A 24,729-nucleotide genomic window follows, 5' to 3' on the forward strand; every position below is an offset into this window, starting at 1 on the left:
TTTCGTAGAGAGATTATTTTGAATCGTCCGTTTCTTATTGCTCAGATCAGTGACCTGCACCTCAAAGCCGACGGGCGCCTGACCTATGGCGTGGTCGATACCCTGCGGGCGCTGCGCCGCGCTGTCGCGCACATCAATGCCAGCAAGCAGCGCCCCGACATCGTGGTGATCAGCGGTGACCTGGTGGACTTCGGTCGCGAGGACGAATACGCCGTGCTCAAGCCCGAACTGGAACGTCTGCAGATGCCGTTCTATCTGGTGCCCGGCAATCATGACGATCGGCACAACCTGCTGGCCGCGTTTGCCGAGCAGGTGTACCTGCCGTTGTCGGCCAGCGGTCCTCTGGACTGGGTCGTTGAGAAATACCCGGTGCGCCTGATCGGCATGGACACGACCATTCCCGGCGAGCATGGCGGGCAACTGGATTATTGTCAGCTGGACTGGCTGCACGCACAGCTGTCCCGTCGTCCTTACGTGCCGACCGTGATCGTCATGCACCATCCGCCGTTCATTACCGGCATAGGGCACATGGACCGCGAATCCTTCGGCAACGCATCGGCGCTGGAGCGCGTGATCGCCCAGCATCCGCAAGTGGAGCGTTTGCTGTGCGGACATTTGCATCGACCGATGCAGCGACGTTTCGGAGGCAGCGTGGCGAGCATCTGCCCGGGCACCTCACACCAGATCGTCCTCGACCTCGACGAAGCCGCGCCTGCGCATTTCAATCTGGAACCGGCAGGTTACGTGCTGCATCGCTGGCATTCGGAACAGGGATTTGTCAGTCATAACGCCGTGTTCGGCGACTATGAAGGGCCATACCCGTTCTACGATGTGAACGGGTTGATTGATTAATTGATTGCTCATCGCTCCCACGCTCTGCGCCCGGCGTGATACTCAAGTCTTGATGAGCCCGGAAAGCGGGGCTCGACGCGCAGTATCAGGCGGAGTAAAGATCCTTGTGGGAGTGAGCTTGCTCACGAAGACGGTGTTTCAGTCGATGCATTTTCGACGATCATACAGCCCTCTTCGCGAACAAGTTCGCTCCCACGGCCTCCGGCCAGAATCAATAGCAGACCTTTATATAACGATGAGCGATCTGCGTCCTCTTCCTGATTGCCGATCAGGCGCCGATAACGCCGCCATCTTCCCGGGTGATGACCATCACCGATGAGCGCGGTTTACCGTTGGGCAAATGCTCGGGGAAGGTAGAGCCACCGTTTTCACCGGGATGCTGGATGCCGATGAACATCGTCCGGTAGTCAGGCGCAAAGCTGATGCCGGTGATTTCGCAACCGATCGGGCCAACCAGAAAACGGCGGATCTCGCCGCTGGCCGGGTCGGCACAGAGCATCTGGTTGTTGCCCATGCCAGCGAAGTCACCCTTGTTGCTGGAGTCGCCGTCGGTCTGGATCCACAGCCGACCCGATCGATCGAAACTCAGGCCGTCCGGGCTGTTGAACATGTTCTGCGCGTTGATGTTGCTCGACCCGGCCTGTGGCGTACCGGCGTGTACGGTCGGGTTGCCCGCGACCACAAACAGGTCCCACTCGAACGCCATCGCCGACGCATTGTTGCCGCCTTCGCGCCAGCGCAGGATCTGTCCGTACTGGTTCTTGGCGCGTGGATTCGGCCCGCCGACAGGTTGACCTTCGTCGCCGCGCTTGATGTTGTTGGTCAGCGTGCAATAAACCTGGCCATCCTTGGGGCTGACCACGATCCATTCCGGGCGGTCCATGCGCGTGGCCTTGACCACGCTGGCGGCCAGCCGTGCATGAATCAACACTTCAGCCTGATTGGCGAAACCCGCAGCGGCATCGAGGCCGTTCTTGCCGTATTTCAGTTCGATCCACTGGCCGTTGCCCTTTGGATGGTCCGGGTTACCGTTGCCAGCGTCGAATTGCGCCATGTACAGGGTGCCGTGGTCCAGCAGGTCGCGATTGGCTTTCGGGTTCTTGCGATCGATCCGGTCGCGGCTGATGAATTTGTAGATGAACTCGCCACGCTCGTCGTCGCCCATGTACACCACGGCGCGCCCGTCCCTGGTCTGCGTGAAGGCGGCGTTTTCGTGCTTGAAACGCCCGAGTGCCGTGCGCTTGACCGGCGTCGATTCGGGGTCGAACGGATCGATCTCGACCACCCAGCCATGGCGATTGACCTCGTTGGGGTTTTTCGCCACGTCGAAGCGCGGGTCGTGCGGGTGCCAGTTGATCTCTTTACTGGCAGCCACGACGCCATAGCGCTTCATGCCCGCATCGAATGTCTGCTCCGGGTTGCTGCTGCCGAAGCAGTCGGTGAAGTTCTCTTCACAGGTCAGGTACGTGCCCCACGGTGTCTGGCCGCTGGAGCAGTTCTGGAAAGTCCCCAGGACGCGGGTGCCGGTCTTGTCGGCGTCAGTCTTGAGCCATTCGTGACCGGCCGCCGGGCCACTCAGCCTGATCGGCGTATTGCCATGCACGCGACGGTTGTAACGCGAGTCCTGCACGAACTGCCATTTGCCGTTTTTCTGCTGTATCTCGATCACTGACACGCCTTCTGCGGCGAGTGCCTTGCGCACTTCTTCTGCCGATTGCGGCTCCTTGCCATGCTCGAAGAGGTAGCGGTAGTTGGTGTATTCGTTGTTGATCGCCAGTAAAGCACGGTCTTTGCGACCCCGCATCGGGAACAGGCACATGCCGTCGTTGTTGTCGCCGAACTGCACCTCCTGAGCCTGGGCGGTACCCTTGCCACTCGGGTCGAACGCCGGACCGCCCGCTCGCAGAGGCTGGCCCCAACTGATCAGTACCGAGGACGTGTAACCTGCTGGCAGGCTGATGCTGTCGGCGGTGGCAGCAGGAATGCTCTGGAAGCCGAGCAATCTGCCAGACGCCGCGCTGACGCTGTTGGCCAGAGCGGTACGGCTGAGCAGGTTGCCGCCGAGAAACATCGCAGCGCCGCACAATGCGCCCGCGCTGATGAAACCGCGGCGGGTGAGGCCGACCTTGTCGGCGCCGACCAGGTTTTCCAGGTCAGTGGTCTGGTTTTCTTCTAATAGTTTCATCATCACGGCTCCCTCGAATATGGCAGCCACCTTAGTGCGCGCATATGACGAAATTGTGTCGTGGTGATGACCTGCCAGCGCTTACAACGGTATACCCAGCAGTACCAGTGAAGCTGCAAATCTTGCCTGCACCGTGGTGCCGGTTTTCAACTGTTGTGCATGCAGGTGCTCAGGTGTCGCCAGGGCGCACAGCGTCTGGCCGCCGGGGAGTGTGATGCGTACTTCGCTCGGGCCATCTTCAGCGTCGGTCACGCTGTCGATTCGGCCGATCAGACAATTGTTTCCATTTGTTTCTTCGCTGCGGTCTGCGTGCAGTTCCAGCCAGCCGGCCTTGATCAGTGCAACCACCTCCGTGCCGTTTTCCAGTTCCAGACGCAGGGTGCTGTCATGGGTGACCTGTGCTTCGATAAACACCTCGTCCGCCAATTGCAGGCGAACCTGATCGTTATGCCCCTGGCGGGTGATGCTGACGATCCGCCCCAGCAACTGATTGCGTGCGCTGGTACGCAGGGTCAGGCGATTGAGCAGGTCAAGGTCGCTGCTGTCTTCGGCCGCTTCCAGCACCTGGGCCTGCAAGGCCTGGACGCGCTGATAGAGACGCAGCACTCGCTCGCCCTCGACCGACAACTTCGCGCCGCCACCGCCGCGCCCGCCGACACTGCGCTCTACCAGCGGTTTTTGCGCCAGATTGTTCAGCTCGTCGATCGCGTCCCAGGCCGCCTTGTAACTCAGCCCTGCGCTTTTCGCAGCGCGGGTGATCGAGCCCTGTTCGGCAATATGCTGCAACAGCGCAATGCGTTGCGGGCGACGGACCATGTGTTGCGTCAGCAAGGTGGGGAGGGCCATGGAAATCCGGTGCGGTCGAGTAGGAGTGGGCAGTATGATCGCTCTCGCTCATGGCGTCGAAACCGGACGCGGAGCGTCCCGAAAGGCATTACCACGCTGGAGCGTGGGAACGATATTAAACCAGGCGCGTAGGGGCCATTAGTCACCCGGCTTGGGCGTGCGAGCCAGGCAATACACGTCCACCCGCCGCGCACCGGCCTTGTTCAGCAGTCGCGCAATGACCTCAGCCGTCGAACCGGTGGTCAGAACATCATCGACCAGCGCCAAGTGCTTGCCCTGTACCCAATCGGGATCAACCAGGGTAAAGGCGCCGCGCAGGTTGCGCCTGCGGGCTTTCGCGTCCAGGCCCTGTTGCGCGGTTGTCTCCCGGCTGCGTAACACATGCTCTTCGTCGACGGGCAGTTGCAGCTGTTTACCCAGCCAACCGGCCAGCATTGCCGCCTGATTGTAGCCGCGCTGGCGCAAGCGTTTGTTGGCCAGCGGCACTGGAATGAGGCAGTCGGGGCGCGGCAGGTCTTCCTCGAAACGGTGCTGCAGGTATTGCGCGCATAGTTCCGCCAGCAGTCGTCCCATGGGCCATTTACCGTTATGTTTGAAGCGGGTGATCAAACCGTCGACCGGGAAATCGTACAGCCAGGGCGCGATGACCTGAGCAAAGCCGGGCGTTTGCTTGCAGCATTGCGCGCAGCTCATGCCTGAACGCGGTAACGGCAGCGCACAGCACACGCAGGCGTTGCCCAGCCACGGCAGTTCTGCTTCGCACGGCACGCAAATGGGCGTGGGCACCTCACTGCGTTCATCGCATAACAAACAGGATTGTTTGTTTTTTAACCAGATGTAAACCTCATACGGGTAGCTGGGTTGACAGCGCATGGCTCTTCCTTAAATATGCCCGACATCCGTGTAGCGCATGGGGTCTTTCCCGCCCTCGCGCATTGCCCAGAAACACCAAGGAGCCGCCCGATGAGCGCCAGCACCACCGCCACTTTGCGTCACGACTGGACTTTAGCCGAGGTCAGGGCGCTGTTCGTACAGCCATTCAATGACCTGCTGTTTCAGGCGCAAACGGTGCACCGCGCTCACTTCGACGCCAACCGCGTGCAAGTCTCCACGCTGCTGTCGATCAAGACCGGCGCCTGCCCGGAAGACTGCAAGTACTGTCCGCAGTCCGGCCACTACAACACCGGTCTCGAGAAAGAAAAGCTGCTGGAAGTGCAGAAGGTGCTTGAAGAAGCCGCGCGTGCCAAGGCCATTGGCTCGACCCGCTTTTGCATGGGCGCGGCCTGGAAGCATCCTTCCGCCAAGGACATGCCTTATGTGCTGGAGATGGTCAAAGGCGTGAAAGCCATGGGCATGGAAACCTGCATGACCCTGGGCCGCCTCGATCAGGAACAGACCGAAGCGCTGGCCACTGCCGGGCTGGATTACTACAACCACAACCTCGACACCTCGCCGGAGTTCTACGGCAGCATCATCACCACCCGGACCTACAGCGAGCGCCTGCAAACCCTGGCCTACGTGCGCGATGCGGGGATGAAGATCTGCTCCGGTGGCATTTTGGGCATGGGCGAGTCCCTCGATGACCGCGCGGGGCTGCTGATTCAACTGGCCAACCTGCCTGAGCACCCGGAGTCGGTGCCGATCAACATGCTGGTCAAGGTCGCCGGTACGCCGCTGGAAAACGCCGAAGATGTTGACCCGTTCGATTTCATTCGCATGCTCGCCGTGGCACGGATTCTCATGCCGAAATCCCACGTGCGTCTGTCCGCCGGTCGCGAAGCGATGAACGAGCAAATGCAGGCACTGGCGTTCTTCGCCGGGGCCAACTCGATTTTCTACGGCGACAAGCTGCTGACCACCGCCAACCCGCAGGCCGATAAGGACATGCTGTTGTTCTCGCGTCTGGGCATCAAGCCCGAAGCGGGCGAAGGGCATGCCGACGAAGTGCATCAGGCCGCCATCGAACAGGCGCTGGTCGAGCAGCAAAGCAGCTCGATGTTCTACGACGCTGCCTCTGCCTGATCCGTTGAATGGGCCGGCCTGTTCCGGCCCGTTTTGAATTGTCATCTTCCGGTTCGGGGCCTGCATGTCTTTCGATCTCCGCACGCGCCTCGATGCCCGGCGCGCCGCACACCTCTATCGCCAGCGCCCGCTGCTGCAAAGTCCGCAGGGGCCGCAGGTCATCGTCGACGGCCAGCCGTTACTGGCGTTCTGCAACAACGATTATATGGGGCTGGCCAATCATCCCGAGGTGATCGCCGCCTGGCAGGCAGGTGCCGAGCGCTGGGGCGTGGGAGGCGGGGCTTCGCATCTGGTGATCGGCCACAGCGCGCCGCACCATGAACTGGAAGAAGCGCTGGCCGAGCTGACCGGTCGCCCGCGCGCCCTGTTGTTCTCCAATGGCTACATGGCCAACCTGGGCGCAGTGACGGCGTTGGTCGGGCAGGGCGATACGGTGCTGGAGGACCGTCTCAACCACGCCTCGCTACTGGATGCCGGTCTGCTCAGCGGTGCACGGTTTTCGCGCTATCTGCACAACGATGTGAGCAGCCTGGAAGCCCGCCTGGAAAAATCCGTGGGCGATACCCTGGTAGTCACCGACGGGGTGTTCAGCATGGACGGCGACATCGCCGATTTGCCCGCGCTGGCCCGTTCGGCGAGGGCCAAAGGGGCCTGGCTGATGGTGGATGACGCTCACGGCTTCGGCCCCTTGGGTGCCAACGGCGCCGGTATCGTCGAGCACTTCGGCCTGAGCATGGATGACGTGCCGGTGCTGGTCGGCACCCTGGGCAAGTCGTTCGGCACTTCCGGAGCGTTTGTGGCCGGCAGTGAAGAGTTGATCGAAACCCTGATCCAGTTCGCCCGGCCCTACATCTACACCACCAGCCAGCCGCCCGCGCTGGCCTGCGCCACCTTGAAAAGCCTGCAGTTGCTGCGTACCGAGCATTGGCGTCGCGAGCATCTGACGCGGCTGATTCAGCAGTTTCGTCGCGGTGCCGAGCAGATCGGGCTGCAACTGATGGACAGCTTTACCCCGATTCAGCCGATCATGATCGGTGATGCCGGTCGAGCGTTGCACCTCTCGCAGTTGCTCCGCGAGCGTGGCCTGCTGGTCACCGCCATTCGCCCGCCTACCGTGCCTGCGGGCAGCGCGCGACTTCGTGTGACCTTGTCTGCCGCGCACAGCGAAGCCGACGTGCAGCTATTATTGAACACTCTGGAGCAGTGCTACCCGCTGCTGGATGCCAGCCAATCCTCGGAGCCTGTTCATGCGTGATCGTCTGATTCTGTTGCCAGGCTGGGGCCTTGGCGTTTCGCCGCTGGAGCCGCTTGCTGCTGCGCTGCGTGGGCTGGACGAGCACTTGCGGGTTGAAGTCGAGCCATTGCCGGATATCGACAGCTGCGACTTGCCAGACTGGCTCGACGAACTGGACAGCAACCTGCCAGACGACGCCTGGCTGGGCGGCTGGTCATTGGGTGGCATGCTCGCGGCTGAACTGGCGGCGCGGCGCGGCGAAGGTTGTTGCGGATTACTGACGCTGGCCAGCAACGCCTGTTTCGTCACCCAAGGTGCGTGGCCGAACGCAATGCCCGCGCAGGATTTCGAGGCATTTCTGGCTGGCTGTGCCGATGATCCGGACCTGACCCTCAAGCGTTTCAGCCTGTTATGCACGCAAGGCGCAGAAGACCCGCGCGGTCTGGCGCGGCTGCTCAAGGCCGGCGCACCGCACCTGTCGAAAACGGCGTTGATCGACGGCCTGAAAATACTTCGGCAACTCGACACCCGCAGCGCTTTGCAAACCTATCGTGGCCCGCAACTGCACCTGTTTGCCGGGCTGGATGCCTTCGTGCCCGCTGAGGCGGCAAGTGATCTGCTGGCCTTGTTGCCGGATGTCGAAGTGGGGCTCATCGAGCAGGCCAGTCATGCCTTCCTGCTGGAAAACCCTCACGGGGTGGCGGCTGCGATCCATGCCTTTCTGCACGAGCTGGACGATGACTGATCTTTCAATCCCCAAACCACCTTCTGTCTTGCCTGACAAACGTCAGGTCGCCGCGTCGTTTTCCCGCGCGGCAGGCAGCTATGACAGCGTTGCCGAACTGCAGCGCAACGTCGGTAATGAACTGCTCACGTGTTTGCCTGCGCAATGCAATCCGTCTCGCTGGCTGGATCTAGGCAGCGGCACCGGCTATTTCAGCCGGGCGCTGGCGCAGGCTTTCAATGGCAGCGAAGGCATTGCACTGGATATCGCCGAAGGCATGTTGCGTCACGCCCGACCCTTGGGTGGCGCACAGCACTTTGTTGCGGGTGATGCCGAGCACCTGCCGCTGCGTGACCAGAGCTGCGGGCTGATTTTTTCCAGCCTCGCGGTGCAGTGGTGCGCCGATTTCACGGCGGTGCTCAGTGAAGCTCACCGCGTTTTGCAACCAGGCGGCGTATTTGCCTTTGCCAGCCTGTGTGTCGGCACGCTGTACGAGTTGCGCGACAGTTGGCAGGCAGTGGACGGCCGGGTGCATGTGAACCGTTTTCGTCATGAGGATGACTATCGTCAGCTGTGCGCGGCGAGCGGCCTGCAAGTGCGCAGCCTCGATGTTCGCCCGCAGGTTCTGCATTATCCGGACGTGCGCAGCCTGACGCACGAGTTGAAGGCGCTCGGTGCGCACAATCTCAACCCCGGACGACCCAATGGCCTGACCGGGCGCGAGGGAATCATGGGCATGATTCAGGCCTATGAAGGCTTCCGCCAGGACGCCGGACTGCCCGCTACCTATCAAGTGCTGTACGCGGTGCTTGAAAAAAACTGACGGACTGACAGGAAAGACTGCTGAGATGACTGCTGCCTACTTCATCACCGGGACCGATACCGACGCTGGCAAGACCACGGTGGCTGCCGGTTTGCTGCATGCTGCCCGAATGTCCGGCCTGAGCACGGCCGCCGGCAAGCCCGTTGCCTCCGGTTGTTTTGTCACGCCACAGGGGCTGCGCAACCCGGATGCTCTGGCGTTGCTGGCCGAGTGTTCTGTCGAGCTGGATTACGCTGACGTCAACCCGCTGGCTTTCGAACCGGCCATCGCTCCGCACCTGGCAGCACGCGAAGCTGGCGTCGCGTTGACCGTCGATTCGGTGCTGCAACCCATGCGGCAGATGCTCGCCAGACAGGCCGATTTCACCCTGATCGAAGGGGCGGGCGGTTGGCGCGTGCCGCTGTCCGGGCAGAGCACATTGTCCGACCTGGCCATTGCCTTGGACCTGCCGGTGATTCTGGTGGTAGGCGTGCGTCTGGGCTGCATCAATCATGCGGTGTTGACTGCCGAAGCGATTGCCCGTGACGGGTTGCGTCTGGCCGGCTGGGTGGCCAACATCGTGGATGCCGACACCTCGCGGCTTGAAGAAAACCTCGCCACGCTGGTCGAGCGTCTGCCTGTACCTTGCCTGGGACGGGTGCCGCGCTTGAACGAGGCAAGTGCCGAAAATGTGGCGCAGTATCTCGACTTGAAGGTGTTGAGCTGACAGCACCGCTATGTCGCTGACCGGCAAGACAGTTTTGGATTTTCAAGACTCAGGCTATCGTGCGGCCTAGTGCCATTAGTCTGTTTGTCGAGTATTTCCGGGCAAATGCTGCTTCAATGGGCGTGTTCGTTTTTTGAACTGAGGATCGGCTTATGCAAATCACCATGAACAACACCCTCTACCCAGGCCTTAGCGCAATGCAGGTCGGGCAAAGTCGTGTGGATCAGGCGGCCACCCAGATTGCCAGCTCCAATATCGAAGTGTCGGGCAGAAGCCAGTCTTCTGACTTTCAGCTTGAGAACCTGCGCTCTGTTGATCGCAGCCAGCGTTCCGACTTGCCGTCCAACATCGTCGAACTCGAGGCTGGAAAGGATCAGTTTGCAGCCGGACTGGCTGCGCAGAAAGCCAGCAATGAAATGCTCGGCACGCTGATCGACACCTACGCCTGATTTTCGCGTCAATTCCCGCCGTGCCATCTGCGCACGGCGTTGCCCTCTGAATTTCTCCGCATCATTGTCCTGTATCTCACCTGCACCCGGTTTCGCCCTCCACTAGACTTTTGCTTACGTTTCGCTCGCCCCCGCACGACGTACGCCTGCGTGGCTTATGCATGGGCCGTGGACGAATGGTGCGTGCTTCGCTATTGACAAGGTTTGGGCGTAAACGTATGTTTCAAACACCTGTTTGACCGCGAGGCATACGAGATTGTCTGGCGCTTGAGGGTATCTCTCCAGCGACCGCCCGGTCATTCGTTCCAGGATTCATCAGCAGAGGTTATCGCTATGCCTGACTACAAGGCCCCCTTGCGTGATATTCGTTTTGTTCGTGATGAACTGCTCGGCTATGAAGCGCACTATCAGAGTCTGCCAGCCTGTCATGACGCCACTCCGGACATGGTCGACGCCATTCTGGAAGAGGGTGCCAAGTTCTGTGAGCAGGTGCTGGCACCGCTGAACCGTGTGGGCGATACCGAGGGTTGCACCTGGAGCGAGTCGGGCGTGAAGACGCCGACCGGCTTCAAACAGGCTTACAAACAGTTCGTCGAAGGCGGCTGGCCAAGTCTGGCGCATGACGTTGCGCACGGCGGTCAGGGTCTGCCCGAGTCGCTGGGCCTGGCGGTCAGCGAGATGGTCGGTGAGGCGAACTGGTCGTGGGGCATGTACCCTGGCCTGTCACACGGTGCGATGAACACGATCTCCGAGCACGGCACGCCCGAGCAGCAGGAAGCGTATCTGACCAAGCTGGTGTCCGGCGAATGGACCGGCACCATGTGCCTGACCGAGTCGCATTGCGGTACCGACCTGGGCATGCTGCGCACCAGAGCAGAGCCTCAGGCTGACGGGACCTACAAGGTTACCGGCACCAAGATTTTCATTTCCGCTGGCGAACACGACATGGCCGATAACATCGTCCACATCGTGCTGGCCCGCCTGCCGGACGCACCGGCTGGCACCAAAGGCATTTCGCTGTTCATCGTGCCCAAGTTTCTCTCGGCTGCCGATGGCGGCATCGGTGAGCGCAACGCCGTGAACTGCGGCTCCATCGAGCACAAGATGGGCATCCACGGCAACGCCACCTGCGTGATGAACTTCGATGGCGCTACCGGTTACCTGATCGGGCCGGCGAACAAGGGCCTGAACTGCATGTTCACGTTCATGAACACCGCGCGTCTGGGGACTGCACTGCAAGGTCTGGCGCACGCCGAAGTCGCCTTCCAGGGCGGCCTGCAATATGCCCGTGACCGCCTGCAAATGCGTTCGCTGACCGGCCCCAAGGCACCGGAAAAAGCCGCCGATCCGATCATCGTTCACCCTGATGTGCGTCGCATGCTGCTGACCATGAAGGCGTTCGCCGAAGGCACCCGTGCCATGGTGTACTTCACAGCCAAACAGGTCGACATCGTCAAGTACAGCGAAGACCCGGAGCAAAAGAAAGCCGCTGACGCGCTGCTGGCGTTCATGACCCCGATTGCCAAGGCGTTCATGACGGAAGTGGGCTTTGAAGCCGCCAACCACGGCGTGCAGATCTACGGCGGCCACGGCTTCATTGCCGAGTGGGGCATGGAGCAGAACGTTCGCGACAGCCGGATTTCGATGCTGTACGAAGGCACCACCGGTATCCAGGCGCTCGATCTGCTGGGCCGCAAGGTGCTGATGACCCAGGGCGAAGCGCTCAAGGGCTTCACCAAGATCGTTCACAAGTTCTGCCAGAGCAATGAAGGCAACGAAGTCGTTCAGGAGTTTGTGACGCCACTGGCTGCGCTGAACAAGGAGTGGGGCGACCTGACCCTCAAAGTCGGTATGGCGGCGATGAAGGATCGCGAAGAAGTGGGTGCTGCGTCGGTGGACTACGTCATGTTCTCCGGCTATGCCTGCCTGGCGTACTTCTGGGCCGACATGGCGCGTGTTGCGGCCGAGAAACTGGCGGCCGGTACGTCTGACGAAGCGTTCTACCGCGCCAAGATCCAGACCGCGCGCTTCTACTTCCAGCGCATCCTGCCGCGCACCCGTACCCACGTGGCGGCCATTCTGTCGGGCGCTGCCAACCTGATGGACATGAAGGAAGAAGATTTCGGCCTGGCTTACTAAGCTTCGCTGGCGTCATGAAAACCGCCTGATCGCTGATCAGGCGGTTTTTTTATGGGTGCGTTTTAGCGCATCGCTGTATTCGAATCTCCAGCGAAACCTGGGAAGGCGTTCAGGCCCCGTGCATAGTCATGATGTTCTTCAGTACACCTCTCGTTCCTCACGCTCCGCGTGGGAATGCAGTTCGTGACGCTCTGTGTCACCCAACGCATGCCGACGCGGCGCATGGACGCAAGAAGCCCGCAATAAACATTTCCCGCTTCCTGCCGTTACAGAAATTAAGTTGTTTGTTGATCCTGCCGATGCATTGTTTGCTGGGGAGGGGCACAATGCCATCAGGCCAGCCAGTCATCCAGATGCCGGGTAGGAGATAACCCCTTTTGTTGCGTCCATCAGCTGCACGCTTGAGTCATTTTCTGCCTTCACTGGGCTTGCTGGTGGCGGGGCTCGCGGCTGCGTACGTAAAGGACCTGAACGTCTTCTTCACTTCGCTGTTCAACGTGCTCCCGACGCTGGTTCTGCTGTTGGGCGGCGCGTACTGCTGTGTTTACCGACGTCAGCGCGAGCTGTTTCTGATGCTCACGGTGTATATCGCCTACTACCTGCTCGATACCCAGACCGATTACTACCGTGACCACGGCAAGGTCCGCGAAGATGCGGCGGTGATCTTTCACCTGGTCTGCCTGCTGCTGCCGCTGCTGTTCGGGCTGTATGCAGCATGGGAGGAGCGAACGCATCTGTTCCAGGACATGGTCGCGCGGCTCGCGGTGCTGGTAGCGCTGGGCGGCGTGGCGGTGGGGCTTGAACAAAGTTATCCGGTCGAGCTGCAAGTCTGGCTGGCCGACATCCGCTGGCCTGTCCTGCATGGCGCATGGATGAGCCTGATCCAGTTGTCTTACGCGATGTTCCTCGTGTCATTCGGGGTGCTGATCTGGCAATACCTGGAAAAGCCGCGACCGCTGCATGCGGCGCAGATTGTCGGCCTGCTGGGTTTGTTCTGGGCATTGCCCAAGACCTTCATCCTGCCGTTCACGCTGAACATCCTGTGCAGCCAGGTGATGCTGATGATTGCCGCTGCTGTCGCTCATGAGGCCTATCAGATGGCCTTCCGCGACGAGCTCACCGGGTTGCCTGGGCGTCGGGCGCTCAATGAGCGCATGCAGCGTCTGGGTCGCAACTATGTGCTGGCGATGAGCGACGTGGATCACTTCAAGAAATTCAACGATACCCACGGCCATGATGTGGGAGATCAGGTGCTGCGTCTGGTGGCCAGCAAACTGTCGAAAATCACCAGCGGCGGTGGCAAGGCCTATCGTTATGGTGGCGAAGAGTTCGCCATTGTGTTCGCCGCCAAGACTATCGATGAGTGCATGCCGCACCTGGAAGCCATCCGCGAGACCATCGCCAATTACGAGATTCAGCTGCGCAACAAGGACAGTCGCCCTCAGGACGATCAGCAAGGCCGGCAGCGCCGCAGCGGGGCGCAGTCAGGCAGTGTGTCGGTGACGGTGAGTATCGGCGTTGCCGAACGCCAGCCGGAGCATCGCACGCCCGAAGAGGTGCTCAAATGCGCCGACCAGGCGCTGTATGCGGCCAAGGGTGCCGGGCGCAATTGTGTGGTGGCTTACGGGCAGTTGAACCGACGTGGCGCTGTCCGCACAACTGAAGCGGCAACCTGAGCAAGCCCTTACACTTCCCGTGACCTGTTATGACTATTCAGTCATGACACGACCCTATGTCTCTGAAATGTTGTTCGGTTAGACTCGTGGAACTCGACTGCTGATCTGCGTCGCTGGATGCATCGATCGGCTTCCCAAAGCATTTCGATCCGTGTTCACGAGGTTTGCCATGGCTGACTATAAAGCGCCACTGCGCGATATGCGCTTCGTCCTCAATGAAGTCTTCGAGGTTTCAAAGCTCTGGGCTCAACTGCCCGAGCTGGCCGAAACCGTCGACGCTGAAACGGTCGAAGCCATTCTCGAAGAAGCCGGTAAAGTGACCAGCAAGACCATTGCGCCGCTGAGCCGCAACGGTGACGAGGAGGGCTGCCACTGGAAGGACACCGTCGTCACCACACCTGCAGGTTTCCCCGAGGCCTATAAGACCTACGCTGAGGGCGGCTGGGTCGGTGTAGGCGGTAACCCCGAGTTTGGCGGCATGGGCATGCCCAAGGTGGTGTCGGCTCAGGTCGAAGAGATGCTCAACTCTGCCAGCCTGGCGTTCGGTCTGTACGCGATGCTCACGTCCGGCGCCTGCGTATCGATAGACACCCACGCCAGTGAAGCGCTCAAGACCAAATTTCTGCCCAATATGTATTCAGGCGTCTGGGCCGGGTCGATGTGCCTGACCGAGGCCCACGCCGGTACGGATCTGGGCATGATTCGCACCCGCGCCGAACCCCAGGCGGACGGCGCTTACCAGATCACCGGCAGCAAGATTTTCATTACCGGTGGCGAACACGACCTGACCGAAAACATCATCCATCTGGTGCTGGCCAAGTTGCCGGATGCACCGCCTGGCCCGAAAGGCATCTCGCTGTTTCTGGTGCCCAAGTTCATGGTCGCTGACGACGGCAGCATCGGCGAGCGCAACGCCGTCAGTTGTGGCTCGATCGAGCACAAGATGGGCATCCAGGCGTCTGCAACGTGTGTGATGAACTTCGACGCCGCCACTGGTTACCTGATCGGTGAGCCGAACAAAGGGCTGGCGGCGATGTTCACGATGATGAACTACGAGCGCCTCGGCGTCGGTATCCAGGGCCTGGCCTCTGGCGTGCGCTCTTATCAGGCCGCCGTCGAGTATGCGCAGGACCGTCTGCAGAGCCGTGCCCCGACCGGTGCGCAGAACAAGGACAAGGCCGCTGACCCGATCATCGTCCATCCTGACGTGCGTCGCATGCTCTTGACCATGAAGGCGTTCAACGAAGGCGGTCGTGCGTTTTCCAGCTACGTCGCCCTGCAACTGGATATCGCCAAGTTCAGCGAAGACGATGCCGCGCGCAAGCGTGCCGATGATCTGGTGGCGCTGCTGACGCCCGTCTCCAAGGCGTTCCTGAGTGATATCGGTCTGGAAACCACCGTTCATGGTCAGCAGGTATTCGGCGGCCACGGTTACATCCGCGAGTGGGGCCAGGAGCAACTGGTGCGTGACGTGCGTATCACGCAGATCTACGAAGGCACCAACGGCATTCAGGCGCTGGACCTGGTCGGGCGCAAGATCGTCGGTTCGAATGGCGCTTTCTATCAGCTGTTTTCCGATGAAGTCCGCCAGTTCATCAGCGGCTCGGACAACGCGCTCGGCGAGTTTACTCAGCCGCTGAGCAAAGCCTTGAACATGCTGGATGAGCTGACCGGCTGGGTGCTGGATCGCTCGCGTAACAACCCCAATGAAATCGGCGCAGCCTCTGTGGAATATCTGCATCTGTTCGGTTACACGGCGTATGCCTACATGTGGGCCATGATGGCCAAGGCAGCACTCGGTAAAGAGCAGCAGGAAGAGTTCTACGCAAGCAAGCTGGGTACTGCACGCTTCTACTTCGCACGTCTGCTGCCGCGTATTCACTCGCTGGATGCCTCGGTGCGCGCGGGCAGCGATTCGCTGTACCTGTTGAAGGCGTCACAATTCTGACTTGGAAAAGCCTTGTAAGCATTTGCTTACACTGCGTGGTGCCAATTGACCTCTTCCCAAGAAAGGGATCCAAAGTTAATCTTCGTTCATGGACGTAGCGCAGGACGCGCAACAAGACATAACAGGGACACGTAGGGAAGCCTGCCAGGATGGCGGGCTGAAAGGGAAATCAGGGAAACAGTCTGGAAAGCCCCGCTTCGGCGGGGTTTTCTTTGTTTGCGTTTTGACGATTCTGTTTTCTTTCCGCTCGCAGCACACGATGCTGTGCCCGCATTGCAACGCTTGTCCTGATCCTCTCCCGAGAAAGAATAATGGCGCGGTGCCAGAGCCGGTTGAACCCTCACCGCCGGCCAGGGTCGATTAGCTGTATGGCCAATCAGAGCCAATCAATCAGGAGCTTTCCATGGACATCATTCGTATCATTTTCGCCATCCTGCTGCCCCCGGTAGGCGTGTTCATGCAAGTAGGCTTTGCTGGCGCTTTTTGGCTGAATATCCTGCTGACCCTGCTGGGTTACATCCCGGGCATCATCCACGCGATCTACATCATCGTCTCGCGTAAGTAACACCTCGTCGCACTCGCTGATCGTTCCCTGATGCGGGAACGATCACACGGCTCGATCAAGCATCCAGCACATCCCGATAGAAACGCCATTCCTTCTCCAGCGCATCTGCCAGGTTGTTCGCCTTGCGGAACCCGTGGTGCTCGTCCGCGTAGAAGTGCGCTTCGGTCTTGATTCCGTTGTCTTGCAATGCCTTGAGCATGGACCGGGTCTGTTCCGGAACCACCACGGCATCCAGCTCGCCCTGAAAGAAGATGACTGGCACGCTGATGCTGTCTGCGTGCAACAGGGGCGTACGAGCCTGATAGCGCTCGATGTCCTTGTCGGGATCGCCGATCAGCCAGTCCAGATAATCACCTTCGAATTTATGCGTCGCCCTGGCCAGTGCCACCGGATCGCTGACGCCGTACAGACTGGCACCCGCGCGGAATACATCGTGGAAGGCCAAGGCGCAGAGCGTGGTGTACCCACCCGCACTGCCGCCGCGAATAAACGCCTGTCGTTCGTCAATCAGGCCGCGCTCGGCCAGATGTTTCACGACTGCACAGGCATCTTCGACGTCCGCCACGCCCCAGGTGAGGTGCAGGCCTTGCCGGTACACCCGACCGTAGCCGCTGCTGCCGCGATAATTGAGGTCTGCCACGGCGAAGCCGCGGTGTGTCCAGTACTGAATGCGTGGGTCCAGCACCGGATAGCAGGCAGAGGTCGGGCCGCCATGGATGAACACCACCAGCGGTGGTTTCTCCGCGCCGGTCATGGCCGGATAGAAGTAACCATGAGCCTCGGCCCCGCCACTGGGGTAACGCAATGTCTGAGGACGGCTGATCTGGTTGGCTGGCAGCGGCGACCCGCCTCCGGCAAGCACCTGAGCACTGCCGTCGTGGCGAGAAATAGCCAGTACCGCCGAGGTGCTTACGGCTGAGGCCGCGATGCAATAGACGAACTCTTCGTCAATGGCGAGGCTGCGAAAGCGGCTGTAACCCGCGCTGAAATCCTCGACGCTGCCGTCGGCCTGACAAAGCCCCAGAACACTTGAACCGTCTTCGAACCAGCTCGCCAGGTAACCATCGTTGATCGGCAGCCAGGTGCAGCTGCCCATTTGCCAGGGCGCGGAGGCATGATCCGCCGGGCGGGCGGAAAGCGGCGCAAACCCGGAAGGTGATTCGCCCCACGGCTGCCAGAAACCTGCACGATCTGTCAGGCAATACAGCCGCCCGTGGGCATCGAAGCGCGGTTGTTGCAGTGACTCTTGCGCGCCGTCGCCTGCGATGCACTGCGCAGTGGCCCAGCTGCCATCGTCCTGTTTCGTCGCAGACATCAAGCGGGTGCTGGTCCACGGCTGATGCGGGCGCTGCCATTCGATCCAGGCCAGGCGTCTGCCGTCGGCGCTGACAATCGGTGATGAGTAGAAATCAGCGCCTTCGGCCAGCAACTGGCGCTTGCCGTCAGCCAGCTCGATAGCCACCAGTCGATGCGTGTTGTGGTCCTCTTCAACGGCCAGAATCTGGCCGCCGCTGAAGAACACGCCGCCGTAGCGCTGGTTGCCCTCGGTCAGCGCCACCGGCTCGCTGGCATCCAGTGCCTGTCGATACAGTTGCTGGTCGCGCTCGTTGACGAAGACTACGGCGTCGTCGGCGAGGCAGAACGAGCCACCACCGTATTCATACACCCGACTGCGCACGCTGAAGCCTTGTGGCGTCAGGCAGCGCTTGCTGTTGGCGTACCAGTGCCAGATGCGGCTGGCGCCGTCTTCGGGGCGGTATTCGTTCCAGAACAGGCCCGCCGAGCTGACATCCAGTTCGGCGAAGTCGACGCCTGCAGCGACCGCTTGGGCGGCGCTCAGGCGTTCAGGAGGATTTTGCGATGAGTCGTGAGTTTCGGTCATTGCGAAAGGCCAGCTCTTCAATGGTTTGAGTAGCGGTTTCGGACTCGTCACGAGCCTGAGTGATGATCCCGTGGTGATAGGATTTGCTGCACACCGGGTCGGCATTGGCGGCGTCGCCGGTCAGCATGAAGGCCTGGCAGCGACAACCGCCGAAGTCCTTTTCCTTCTCGTCACACGAACGGCAAGGCTCGGGCATCCAGTCGTAACCGCGGAAGCGATTGAAGCCGAACGAGTCGTACCAGATGTGCTGCATGCTGTGATCGCGCACGTTGGGGAACTGGATCGGCATCTGCCGTGCGCCGTGGCAGGGCAGCGCTGTGCCATCCGGTGTCACGGTCAGGAAGATATTGCCCCAGCCGTTCATGCATGCCTTGGGACGCTCTTCGTAATAATCAGGCGTGACGAAAATCAGCTTGCACGGATGATTCTCTGCCTCCAGCCGGACGCGGTATTCATTGGTGACGGCTTCGGCGCGGACCAGTTGATCCTTGGTCGGCAGCAGGCCGAGGCGATTCAGGTGCGCCCAGCCATAGAACTGACAGGTCGCCAGTTCGACGAAATCCGCCTCCAGCGCGAGACACAGCTCGATGATCTTGTCGATGCGGTCGATGTTGTGTCGATGGGTGACAAAATTCAGCACCATCGGGTAGCCGTGCTTTTTGACCGCCTTGGCCATCTCCAGCTTCTGCGCGAAGGCTTTTTTCGAGCCGGCGAGCATGTTGTTGACCTGCTCGTCGCTGGCCTGAAAGCTGATCTGGATGTGGTCCAGGCCTGCTTCCTTGAAGGCGATGATCTTTTCTTCGGTAAGGCCGATGCCCGAGGTGATCAGGTTGGTGTAGAAGCCCAGACGCCGGGCCTCGGCGATCAGCTCGGCGAGGTCCTGGCGCACCAGCGGCTCGCCGCCGGAAAAACCGATCTGCGCCGCCCCTATTTCCCGCGCTTCCTGCATGACCTTGAACCACTGCTCAGTGCTCAGCTCCTGGCCCTGTTTGGCAAAATCCAGCGGGTTGGAGCAATACGGGCACTGCAACGGGCAGCGATAGGTCAGCTCGGCGAGCAGCCACAGGGGCAGCCCGACCTCGGGAGTGGGCGGTATGTACGGGGTGTTGGTGACGGGGGCCAGGTCAGACAAGATCGATCCAGTTTTTCTTTTTGGCGCCTTCCATGAACTCGTCGACGTCCATGCCCAGTTCGGGAACATTGGGGAACTGCTGCTGAAGCTCATGAATGATGGCGGTGATGGTGCGCTTGCCATCGATCAGCCCGCCAATCAGGGCCGCGCTGTCATTGAGTTTGATCATGCCTTCAGGGTAAAGCACCACATGCGCCTTTTGCGCAGGCTCGTACTGAAAGCGATAGCCTTGATGCCATTTGGGTGTCAACGCTCGGAACTGCGGATCGTGCTTCATAGCGTAATCCCCTTATGCCAGACCCTTTGGTCTGTGACGCTGTGATACGGCGGGCGGTTCAACTCGTAGGCCATGGACATCGCATCGAGCATGCTCCACAGGATATCGAGTTTGAACTGCAGGATTTCCAGCATACGCTGCTGACCTTCGTACGTAGTGTAGTGCTGTAACGTGATGGCGAGGCCGTGCTCTACATCGCGTCGGGCCTGACCCAGGCGAGTGCGGAAATACTCGTAGCCGGCCGGGTCGATCCACGGGTAGTGCTGCGGCCAGCTGTCCAGGCGCGACTGGTGGATCTGCGGTGCGAACAGTTCGGTCAGCGAGCTGCTGGCAGCTTCCTGCCAGTTGGCGCGGCGGGCGAAGTTCACGTAGGCGTCGACGGCAAAACGCACGCCTGGCAGCACCAGTTCCTGCGAGCGCAGTTGGTCCGGGTCGAGCCCGACGGCCTGGCCGAGACGCAGCCAGGCTTCGATGCCGCCGTCTTCGCCGGGCGCACCGTCATGATCGAGCAGGCGCTGAATCCACTCGCGACGGATCTCGCGATCCGGGCAGTTGGCCAGAATCGCCGCGTCCTTGAGCGGAATGTTCACCTGATAGTAGAAACGGTTGGCGACCCAGCCCTGAATCTGCTCGCGGGTCGCACGGCCCTCGTACATCGCCACATGGAACGGGTGATAGATGTGGTAATAGGCACCCTTGGCGCGCAAGGCCTGTTCGAATTCGGCGGGGGACAGCGCAGTCGCTTCGCTCATGTCAGCTCCTAAAGCTCGATGCTCATGCCATCGAAGGCCACTTCGACGTTGCGACGAACCAGCTCCGCACGTTCCGGGGAGTCTTCGTCGAGAATCGGGTTGGTGTTGTTGATGTGGATAAGCACTTTGCGCTGCTCGGGAAAGCCTTCGAGGACTTCCAGCATGCCGCCGGGGCCGTTCTGTGCCAGATGGCCCATTTCCCGGCCGGTACGTGTGCCCACACCACGGCGCTGCATTTCGTCGTCGTCCCACATTGTGCCGTCGACCAGCAGGCAGTCGGCGTCACGCATTTTCTCGGCCAGTGCGTCATCGACCTTACCCAGGCCCGGGGCATAGAACAGCTTGCCGCCAGTGCGGGTGTCTTCGACCAGCAGGCCGATGTTGTCGCCCGGGTGCGGGTCGAAACGGTGTGGCGAGTAGGGCGGGGCGGCGCTGCGCAGCGGAAAGGGCGTGAAGCGCAGGTTCGGGCAGGCCGGAATCACAAAGCTGCCCTGTAATTCGATGCGATTCCAGGTCAGGCCGCCGTTCCAGTGCTTGAGCATTTCGAACAGCGGGAAGCCGGTGCTCAGGTCCTCATGGACCATGTCGGTACACCACACCTGATGCGGGCAGCCTTCACGCAGGCTGAGCAGACCGGTGGTGTGGTCGATCTGGCTGTCCATCAACACGATCGCGCTGATGCCGGTGTCGCGCAATGCGCGCCCGGGCTGCATAGGCGCAAAGCCCTGCAATTGCGCGCGAATGTCCGGTGAGGCGTTGCACAGCACCCAGTTGATACCGTCGTCGGACAGCGCAATGGACGACTGGGTCCGCGCATGGGCACGCAGGCTGCCGTCGCGAAAACCCGCGCAATTGACGCAATTGCAGTTCCACTGGGGGAATCCACCGCCAGCAGCAGAACCTAGAATCTGGATGTACATGACAGCTCCTGGGACACGCTCTGAAATAAAAAACAGCCACAACCATAAAAAAAGCCCCGGCGAACCGAGGCTTCACAGCGCACTGAAATCAACGGCTTGCGAAGTACATGGTGACTTCAAAACCGATACGCAGATCAGTGTAAGCAGGTTTAGTCCACGACATAAAAATCTCCTCGGATAAGTGCAGCGGTGGGTGACTACATCTTAGTGCATCGCTGGAGGCATACGTTCAGATGCTTAGGGAGCTATGTTACTCATTTTCACAATTCAGCAGGGCTAGAATCTGCATGAAAGACCGTTACCGTTCAGGTAAGGATTGCGGAACGGCCGCGCTGGCAGGGCGATTGGCCACGATCAGCCAGCCCCCTGTGGCGTTGATCAATTGATCCGCAGAGGCCAGCAACGAGTGTGTATCCAGATTTGACAGAGCGCGCTGCAAGGTCTGCGCATGGTCACCCCGGTGCCCGGCGAGGTGTGCCTGCCACTGCAGGTCGGCACGCTGTTGCTCCGGCAGGCTCGACGGCTCGAACTGCGCTGCAAGGGCTTTGGTCTGCTCAGGCAAATCTGCATCGCGGACCCACTGCGGCAATCCGCCGATAAAGGCCTCGATGTGCGCAAACAGTTGCTGGGCATTGCAGGTGGGTGATTGCACGCCGAACAGCAAACCGGTCCGTCCGTCGATCTGCCTGAGGCCACTGAACACCGCGTAACCCAATTGCAGTTCGACCCGCAGCCGCTGATAGAACGGCGCTTGAGTCAGGTGCGCGAGCAGACGCCAGGCCGCTTCATCTTCGATGGAAGTCGTGGGCGCGGGGCAGAACACCAGCACGGCGTCTTCCGGGGAGGACGATGCTTCCGTCGCCCAGTGCTTGCCAGCGCGAATGGCTGGCAGATCGGGCGGGGAGGTTTGCCGAACGCCGGGTGCTGCATTCAACACCGCGTCCAGCATTGACTGGCTGGCCCGTTCAATACCGCTGGTGAAACTGATCCAGCGCGAAGCCGCCCATACGCCTGGCAGGTCGCTTATGCTCGCCTCCGACCCATTGCGCAAGAAGTGATCGGCAAGCTGCTTGAGCAACTGACGAATCGGGATCAACACCGGCTCGTCGTTTTCCTGTGCGTGGGTATCGGGGTGTTGCAAGCGCTGCAGGCTTTGTTTCAGGACCGCTGGCATCGGTTCGCGCAAACCGTTCAATTGAAGCTGCCAGTACGGACCGTACGCGGTGAAGGTCAGGGTTACTCCGGCCTGACGTGCGTCTTCGACCAGTGGCTTGAGCGCCGCATCGAGCATCCGCCAAAGAGCGGGCTGCGGGGATGGCAGTTGCCAGCGCAGGTACAGCGCGGCTTCAGCGGGGTCGTCCGCTGCCGTATGAAGAAACGGATTCGGCGCTGGCAGGCGCCAAGTGACCGGCTCTGGAACGAGGTTATCCACATCAGCGGTGAGCTTCGCCAGTAATGCACTTAACGTTTTTTGGCCTTGCTCGCTCAACTGCGCGGGCGTTTCGCGACAGTGATGGTTTGCCAGAGCCAATGCTCCGCACGTCTGCAGACGGCGTCGTTCGAGGCGGTGGTATTCCTCGATTTGCGTTGGCCAGTGAGCTTTGAAAAAACCGAGCCAGCTGAAAAGCAGGCTACTGATAGCGGTCGCGTTCGCCGGGTCGCCTTTAAACTCGATATCCAGCAAAAGCTGCCCGCCGAACTGGTACAGCGGCGCGGCGTTCAATGAGGTGCAAAGGCCCCTGCGCACCAGCTCGGCGACCAGTCCGCCAGGCTGCGCGGCATTGAGCCAGTGACAGAAGAAGGCCACCGCTTCGTCAGTTTTGTCTGGCAAGTCCTCGAAGGCAAACAGCAGATGGTTTTGCTCGCCAGCCTGTCGAGGGCTGGCCATCAATGCTGGAGGCGGGTGCTGTGTGACCTTCATTCCGGTGGCGAAAACCGCGCCGTGGTTTATCGCCAGCGCCTGCAGTTCAGCCACCGGCAGCGGGCCACTCAGGCACAGGGTTATCTGCCCGGCCTGGTAGAAGCCTCGATAAAAGTCTTTCAACGCTTGCTGAAAAGCCGGGTTGGGCACTGACAGGCTGTAGCGATTGCCGGCGTGAAAGCCGCGCAGCGGATGCTGTGGGTTGATCGCTGTCAGCAGGCGCGCCTGATCGCCGGATGCGCTATCGCCGCGCCAGGCGATGAATTCGGCATGCAGCACTTCGCGTTCGCGTAATTGATCTGCGATGTCCATGCGCGATCGGGCAAGCATGTCGCATAGCCGCTCCAGCCCTTGGGCGAAGGCCGCTTGCGGCAATTCGAAGAAGAAGTCAGTGGTGCGCTCACGGGTGCTGGCATTGACCTGCCCGCCATGACGCTGCACGAAGGTCATCAGGTTGTCCCCGGCCGGGAAGCGTTCGGTGCCGAGGAAAAACAGATGCTCCAGAAAATGCGCCAGCCCCGGCCACGCTTGTGGCGCATCGTGACTGCCGGCTGCCACGCGCAATGAGGCCGCACAGCGCTTGAGCCGTGGCTCGTGACACAGCACCACATTCAAGCCGTTGGCCAGCGTGAGGCGTTGAGTGTCGGCGGCGTGTGCGGCAGGCATGAAGGGCGTCCGGAAAGCTGTGCGAGGCGAGGCGTCATGCTAGCGGATTAACAGACCCGTTCGCGAGCCTGCTGCTCAAAGCTGCGAAATAGAGGACGCAGAGCGTCCAGAACGGCATGCCAACGCAGAGCATTGGCACGATAGGCAACGAGAATGACGATAAGCAAACGCGCTATTTCCAGAGGCTGTACCGGCCTCTTCAGGATCAAGTCAGCGACGTATAAAGCGCCGGGCGGCGATCCACGAAGTAGTCGTTCGCGGTTCGGGCCTGTGCCAGCAGTGACTTGTCCAGCGTGCCGACCAGCAATGCTTCGTCCTGACCCGCCAGCAACGGGCGGCTGCCGTCCGGCGCGCAGAGGCTGCTGAGCCCGCAGTAACGAATCGCGCCCTCGCTGCCGCAGTAGTTGGTGTACACCACGTAGCAGTGATTCTCGAAAGCCCGCGCCCGGACGGTCACGTCGCAGACGAAATCGTAAGGCAGCATGTTTGCGGTGGGGACCAGAATCAACTCGGCCCCCGCCAAGGCCAGCCGACGAGTGTTTTCGGGGAATTCCACGTCGTAGCAAATCAACAGGCCCAGGCGCCAGCCATTCAATTCGACCACCGGGTAATGATCGTCGCCTGCAGCGAACATCGACCTGTCGAGCTCGCTGAACAGGTGCGTCTTGCGATAGTTGCACAGGCGTTTGCCCTGGCTGTCGATCAACTGCACAGCGTTGTAGATCTGCCCATCGGCGGCGCGCTCCGGATAGCCGTAGAGGATCGCAATGCCACTAGCCTGTGCGATAGCGGCAATGCGCGTCGCTGCCGGACCGTCCTGCGCCTGTGCCAGCTCACCGACAGCTTGGGCGCCGATGTTGTAGCCGCTGAGGAACATTTCCGGACAGATCAGCACCTGTGCCCCTTGTTCGGCGGCGGCCTGAGCCTGCTGTTCCAGGCGAGTCAGGTTGCCGCTGACATCCAGCGGCAATGGCGGGCATTGATACAGCGCAACGCGCATGGGGGTTTCC

General features: G+C 60.7%; 22 protein-coding genes. 11 read left to right on the plus strand and 11 right to left on the minus strand.

All coding sequences use genetic code 11. The features are described 5' to 3' along the window. Nucleotides 1-18 precede the first annotated feature (18 nt). The gene (locus PCPL58_RS04775; protein ID WP_065348920.1) at nucleotides 19-852 is read left to right on the plus strand and encodes a phosphodiesterase; all 834 of its coding nucleotides are present in this window, start codon (nucleotides 19-21) and stop codon (nucleotides 850-852) included. Between the two features lie 268 nt (nucleotides 853-1,120). Here PCPL58_RS04775 and PCPL58_RS04780 read toward each other — a convergent pair whose 3' ends face one another. The 3 genes from PCPL58_RS04780 to PCPL58_RS04790 all read right to left on the minus strand — a co-directional run bounded on the left by PCPL58_RS04780 (nucleotide 1,121) and on the right by PCPL58_RS04790 (nucleotide 4,756). Then, entirely contained in the window at nucleotides 1,121-3,037 is a 1,917-nt protein-coding gene (locus tag PCPL58_RS04780) for a PhoX family protein (protein ID WP_065350999.1), read from the minus strand. A gap of 81 nt (nucleotides 3,038-3,118) precedes the next feature. After that, nucleotides 3,119-3,883 (minus strand): TOBE domain-containing protein, encoded by a 765-nt coding sequence (locus PCPL58_RS04785; protein ID WP_003372419.1) that lies wholly within the window; start codon nucleotides 3,881-3,883, stop codon nucleotides 3,119-3,121. Nucleotides 3,884-4,021: 138 nt separating this feature from the next. After that, nucleotides 4,022-4,756, minus strand: coding sequence for a ComF family protein (locus tag PCPL58_RS04790; protein WP_065348921.1), 735 nt, complete (start codon nucleotides 4,754-4,756; stop codon nucleotides 4,022-4,024). Nucleotides 4,757-4,846: 90 nt separating this feature from the next. On the opposite strand from PCPL58_RS04790, the gene bioB reads away from it, so the two are divergent. The 10 genes from bioB to PCPL58_RS04840 all read left to right on the plus strand — a co-directional run bounded on the left by bioB (nucleotide 4,847) and on the right by PCPL58_RS04840 (nucleotide 16,169). After that, a complete protein-coding gene (gene bioB / locus PCPL58_RS04795) occupies nucleotides 4,847-5,905 on the plus strand; it encodes a biotin synthase BioB (protein ID WP_003372416.1) in 1,059 nt (352 codons plus the stop codon). 64 nt (nucleotides 5,906-5,969) lie between these two features. Further along, nucleotides 5,970-7,160 carry an 8-amino-7-oxononanoate synthase gene (gene bioF, locus PCPL58_RS04800; RefSeq protein WP_003432604.1) on the plus strand — a complete coding sequence of 397 codons (1,191 nt, stop codon included), beginning with the start codon at nucleotides 5,970-5,972 and terminating at the stop codon, nucleotides 7,158-7,160. Continuing rightward, the gene (locus tag PCPL58_RS04805) at nucleotides 7,153-7,884 is read left to right on the plus strand and encodes an alpha/beta fold hydrolase (protein ID WP_060708366.1); all 732 of its coding nucleotides are present in this window, start codon (nucleotides 7,153-7,155) and stop codon (nucleotides 7,882-7,884) included. The genes bioF and PCPL58_RS04805 overlap by 8 nt, the downstream gene beginning before the upstream one ends. Next, nucleotides 7,877-8,686, plus strand: coding sequence for a malonyl-ACP O-methyltransferase BioC (gene bioC / locus PCPL58_RS04810; RefSeq protein WP_065348922.1), 810 nt, complete (start codon nucleotides 7,877-7,879; stop codon nucleotides 8,684-8,686). Before PCPL58_RS04805 ends, bioC begins: the two co-directional genes overlap by 8 nt. Nucleotides 8,687-8,711: 25 nt before the next feature. Then, a complete protein-coding gene (gene bioD, locus PCPL58_RS04815) occupies nucleotides 8,712-9,392 on the plus strand; it encodes a dethiobiotin synthase (protein ID WP_065348923.1) in 681 nt (226 codons plus the stop codon). Between the two features lie 152 nt (nucleotides 9,393-9,544). Continuing rightward, complete coding sequence (locus PCPL58_RS04820) at nucleotides 9,545-9,841, plus strand: hypothetical protein (RefSeq protein WP_003316196.1); 297 nt, start codon at nucleotides 9,545-9,547, stop codon at nucleotides 9,839-9,841. A gap of 333 nt (nucleotides 9,842-10,174) precedes the next feature. Then, a complete protein-coding gene (locus PCPL58_RS04825) occupies nucleotides 10,175-11,980 on the plus strand; it encodes a phenylacyl-CoA dehydrogenase (RefSeq protein ID WP_003432609.1) in 1,806 nt (601 codons plus the stop codon). Nucleotides 11,981-12,357: 377 nt separating this feature from the next. After that, nucleotides 12,358-13,656 carry a GGDEF domain-containing protein gene (locus PCPL58_RS04830; protein ID WP_058396391.1) on the plus strand — a complete coding sequence of 433 codons (1,299 nt, stop codon included), beginning with the start codon at nucleotides 12,358-12,360 and terminating at the stop codon, nucleotides 13,654-13,656. A gap of 169 nt (nucleotides 13,657-13,825) precedes the next feature. After that, nucleotides 13,826-15,604, plus strand: coding sequence for an acyl-CoA dehydrogenase C-terminal domain-containing protein (locus PCPL58_RS04835; protein WP_065348924.1), 1,779 nt, complete (start codon nucleotides 13,826-13,828; stop codon nucleotides 15,602-15,604). A gap of 403 nt (nucleotides 15,605-16,007) precedes the next feature. After that, entirely contained in the window at nucleotides 16,008-16,169 is a 162-nt protein-coding gene (locus tag PCPL58_RS04840; RefSeq protein ID WP_002555565.1) for a YqaE/Pmp3 family membrane protein, read from the plus strand. A gap of 55 nt (nucleotides 16,170-16,224) precedes the next feature. On the opposite strand, the gene PCPL58_RS04845 is transcribed toward PCPL58_RS04840, so the two are convergent. The 8 genes from PCPL58_RS04845 to PCPL58_RS04875 form a co-directional block, all read right to left on the minus strand. Further along, the gene (locus PCPL58_RS04845; protein ID WP_065348925.1) at nucleotides 16,225-18,051 is read right to left on the minus strand and encodes a S9 family peptidase; all 1,827 of its coding nucleotides are present in this window, start codon (nucleotides 18,049-18,051) and stop codon (nucleotides 16,225-16,227) included. Then, nucleotides 18,014-19,183, minus strand: a complete 1,170-nt coding sequence (pqqE, locus tag PCPL58_RS04850; RefSeq protein WP_065348926.1) for a pyrroloquinoline quinone biosynthesis protein PqqE — start codon at nucleotides 19,181-19,183, stop codon at nucleotides 18,014-18,016. Before pqqE ends, PCPL58_RS04845 begins: the two co-directional genes overlap by 38 nt. After that, a complete protein-coding gene (gene pqqD, locus PCPL58_RS04855) occupies nucleotides 19,176-19,460 on the minus strand; it encodes a pyrroloquinoline quinone biosynthesis peptide chaperone PqqD (protein WP_002555562.1) in 285 nt (94 codons plus the stop codon). Before pqqD ends, pqqE begins: the two co-directional genes overlap by 8 nt. Next, nucleotides 19,457-20,212 (minus strand): pyrroloquinoline-quinone synthase PqqC, encoded by a 756-nt coding sequence (pqqC, locus tag PCPL58_RS04860; protein ID WP_003402120.1) that lies wholly within the window; start codon nucleotides 20,210-20,212, stop codon nucleotides 19,457-19,459. Before pqqC ends, pqqD begins: the two co-directional genes overlap by 4 nt. An 8-nt stretch (nucleotides 20,213-20,220) precedes the next feature. Further along, nucleotides 20,221-21,132: a pyrroloquinoline quinone biosynthesis protein PqqB gene (pqqB, locus tag PCPL58_RS04865; protein ID WP_058416069.1), complete on the minus strand. Its 912-nt coding sequence runs from the start codon at nucleotides 21,130-21,132 to the stop codon at nucleotides 20,221-20,223. Between the two features lie 88 nt (nucleotides 21,133-21,220). Beyond that, nucleotides 21,221-21,295: a pyrroloquinoline quinone precursor peptide PqqA gene (gene pqqA / locus PCPL58_RS29095; RefSeq protein ID WP_003422658.1), complete on the minus strand. Its 75-nt coding sequence runs from the start codon at nucleotides 21,293-21,295 to the stop codon at nucleotides 21,221-21,223. A gap of 135 nt (nucleotides 21,296-21,430) precedes the next feature. After that, entirely contained in the window at nucleotides 21,431-23,719 is a 2,289-nt protein-coding gene (pqqF, locus tag PCPL58_RS04870) for a pyrroloquinoline quinone biosynthesis protein PqqF (RefSeq protein WP_065348927.1), read from the minus strand. Between the two features lie 205 nt (nucleotides 23,720-23,924). Then, on the minus strand, nucleotides 23,925-24,719 hold the full coding sequence (locus PCPL58_RS04875; RefSeq protein WP_065348928.1) for a carbon-nitrogen hydrolase family protein: 795 nt from the start codon (nucleotides 24,717-24,719) through the stop codon (nucleotides 23,925-23,927). Nucleotides 24,720-24,729: the final 10 nt, after the last annotated feature.

It is taken from the genome of Pseudomonas cerasi (assembly GCF_900074915.1).
GTDB classification, from domain to species: Bacteria; Pseudomonadota; Gammaproteobacteria; order Pseudomonadales; family Pseudomonadaceae; genus Aquipseudomonas; species Aquipseudomonas cerasi.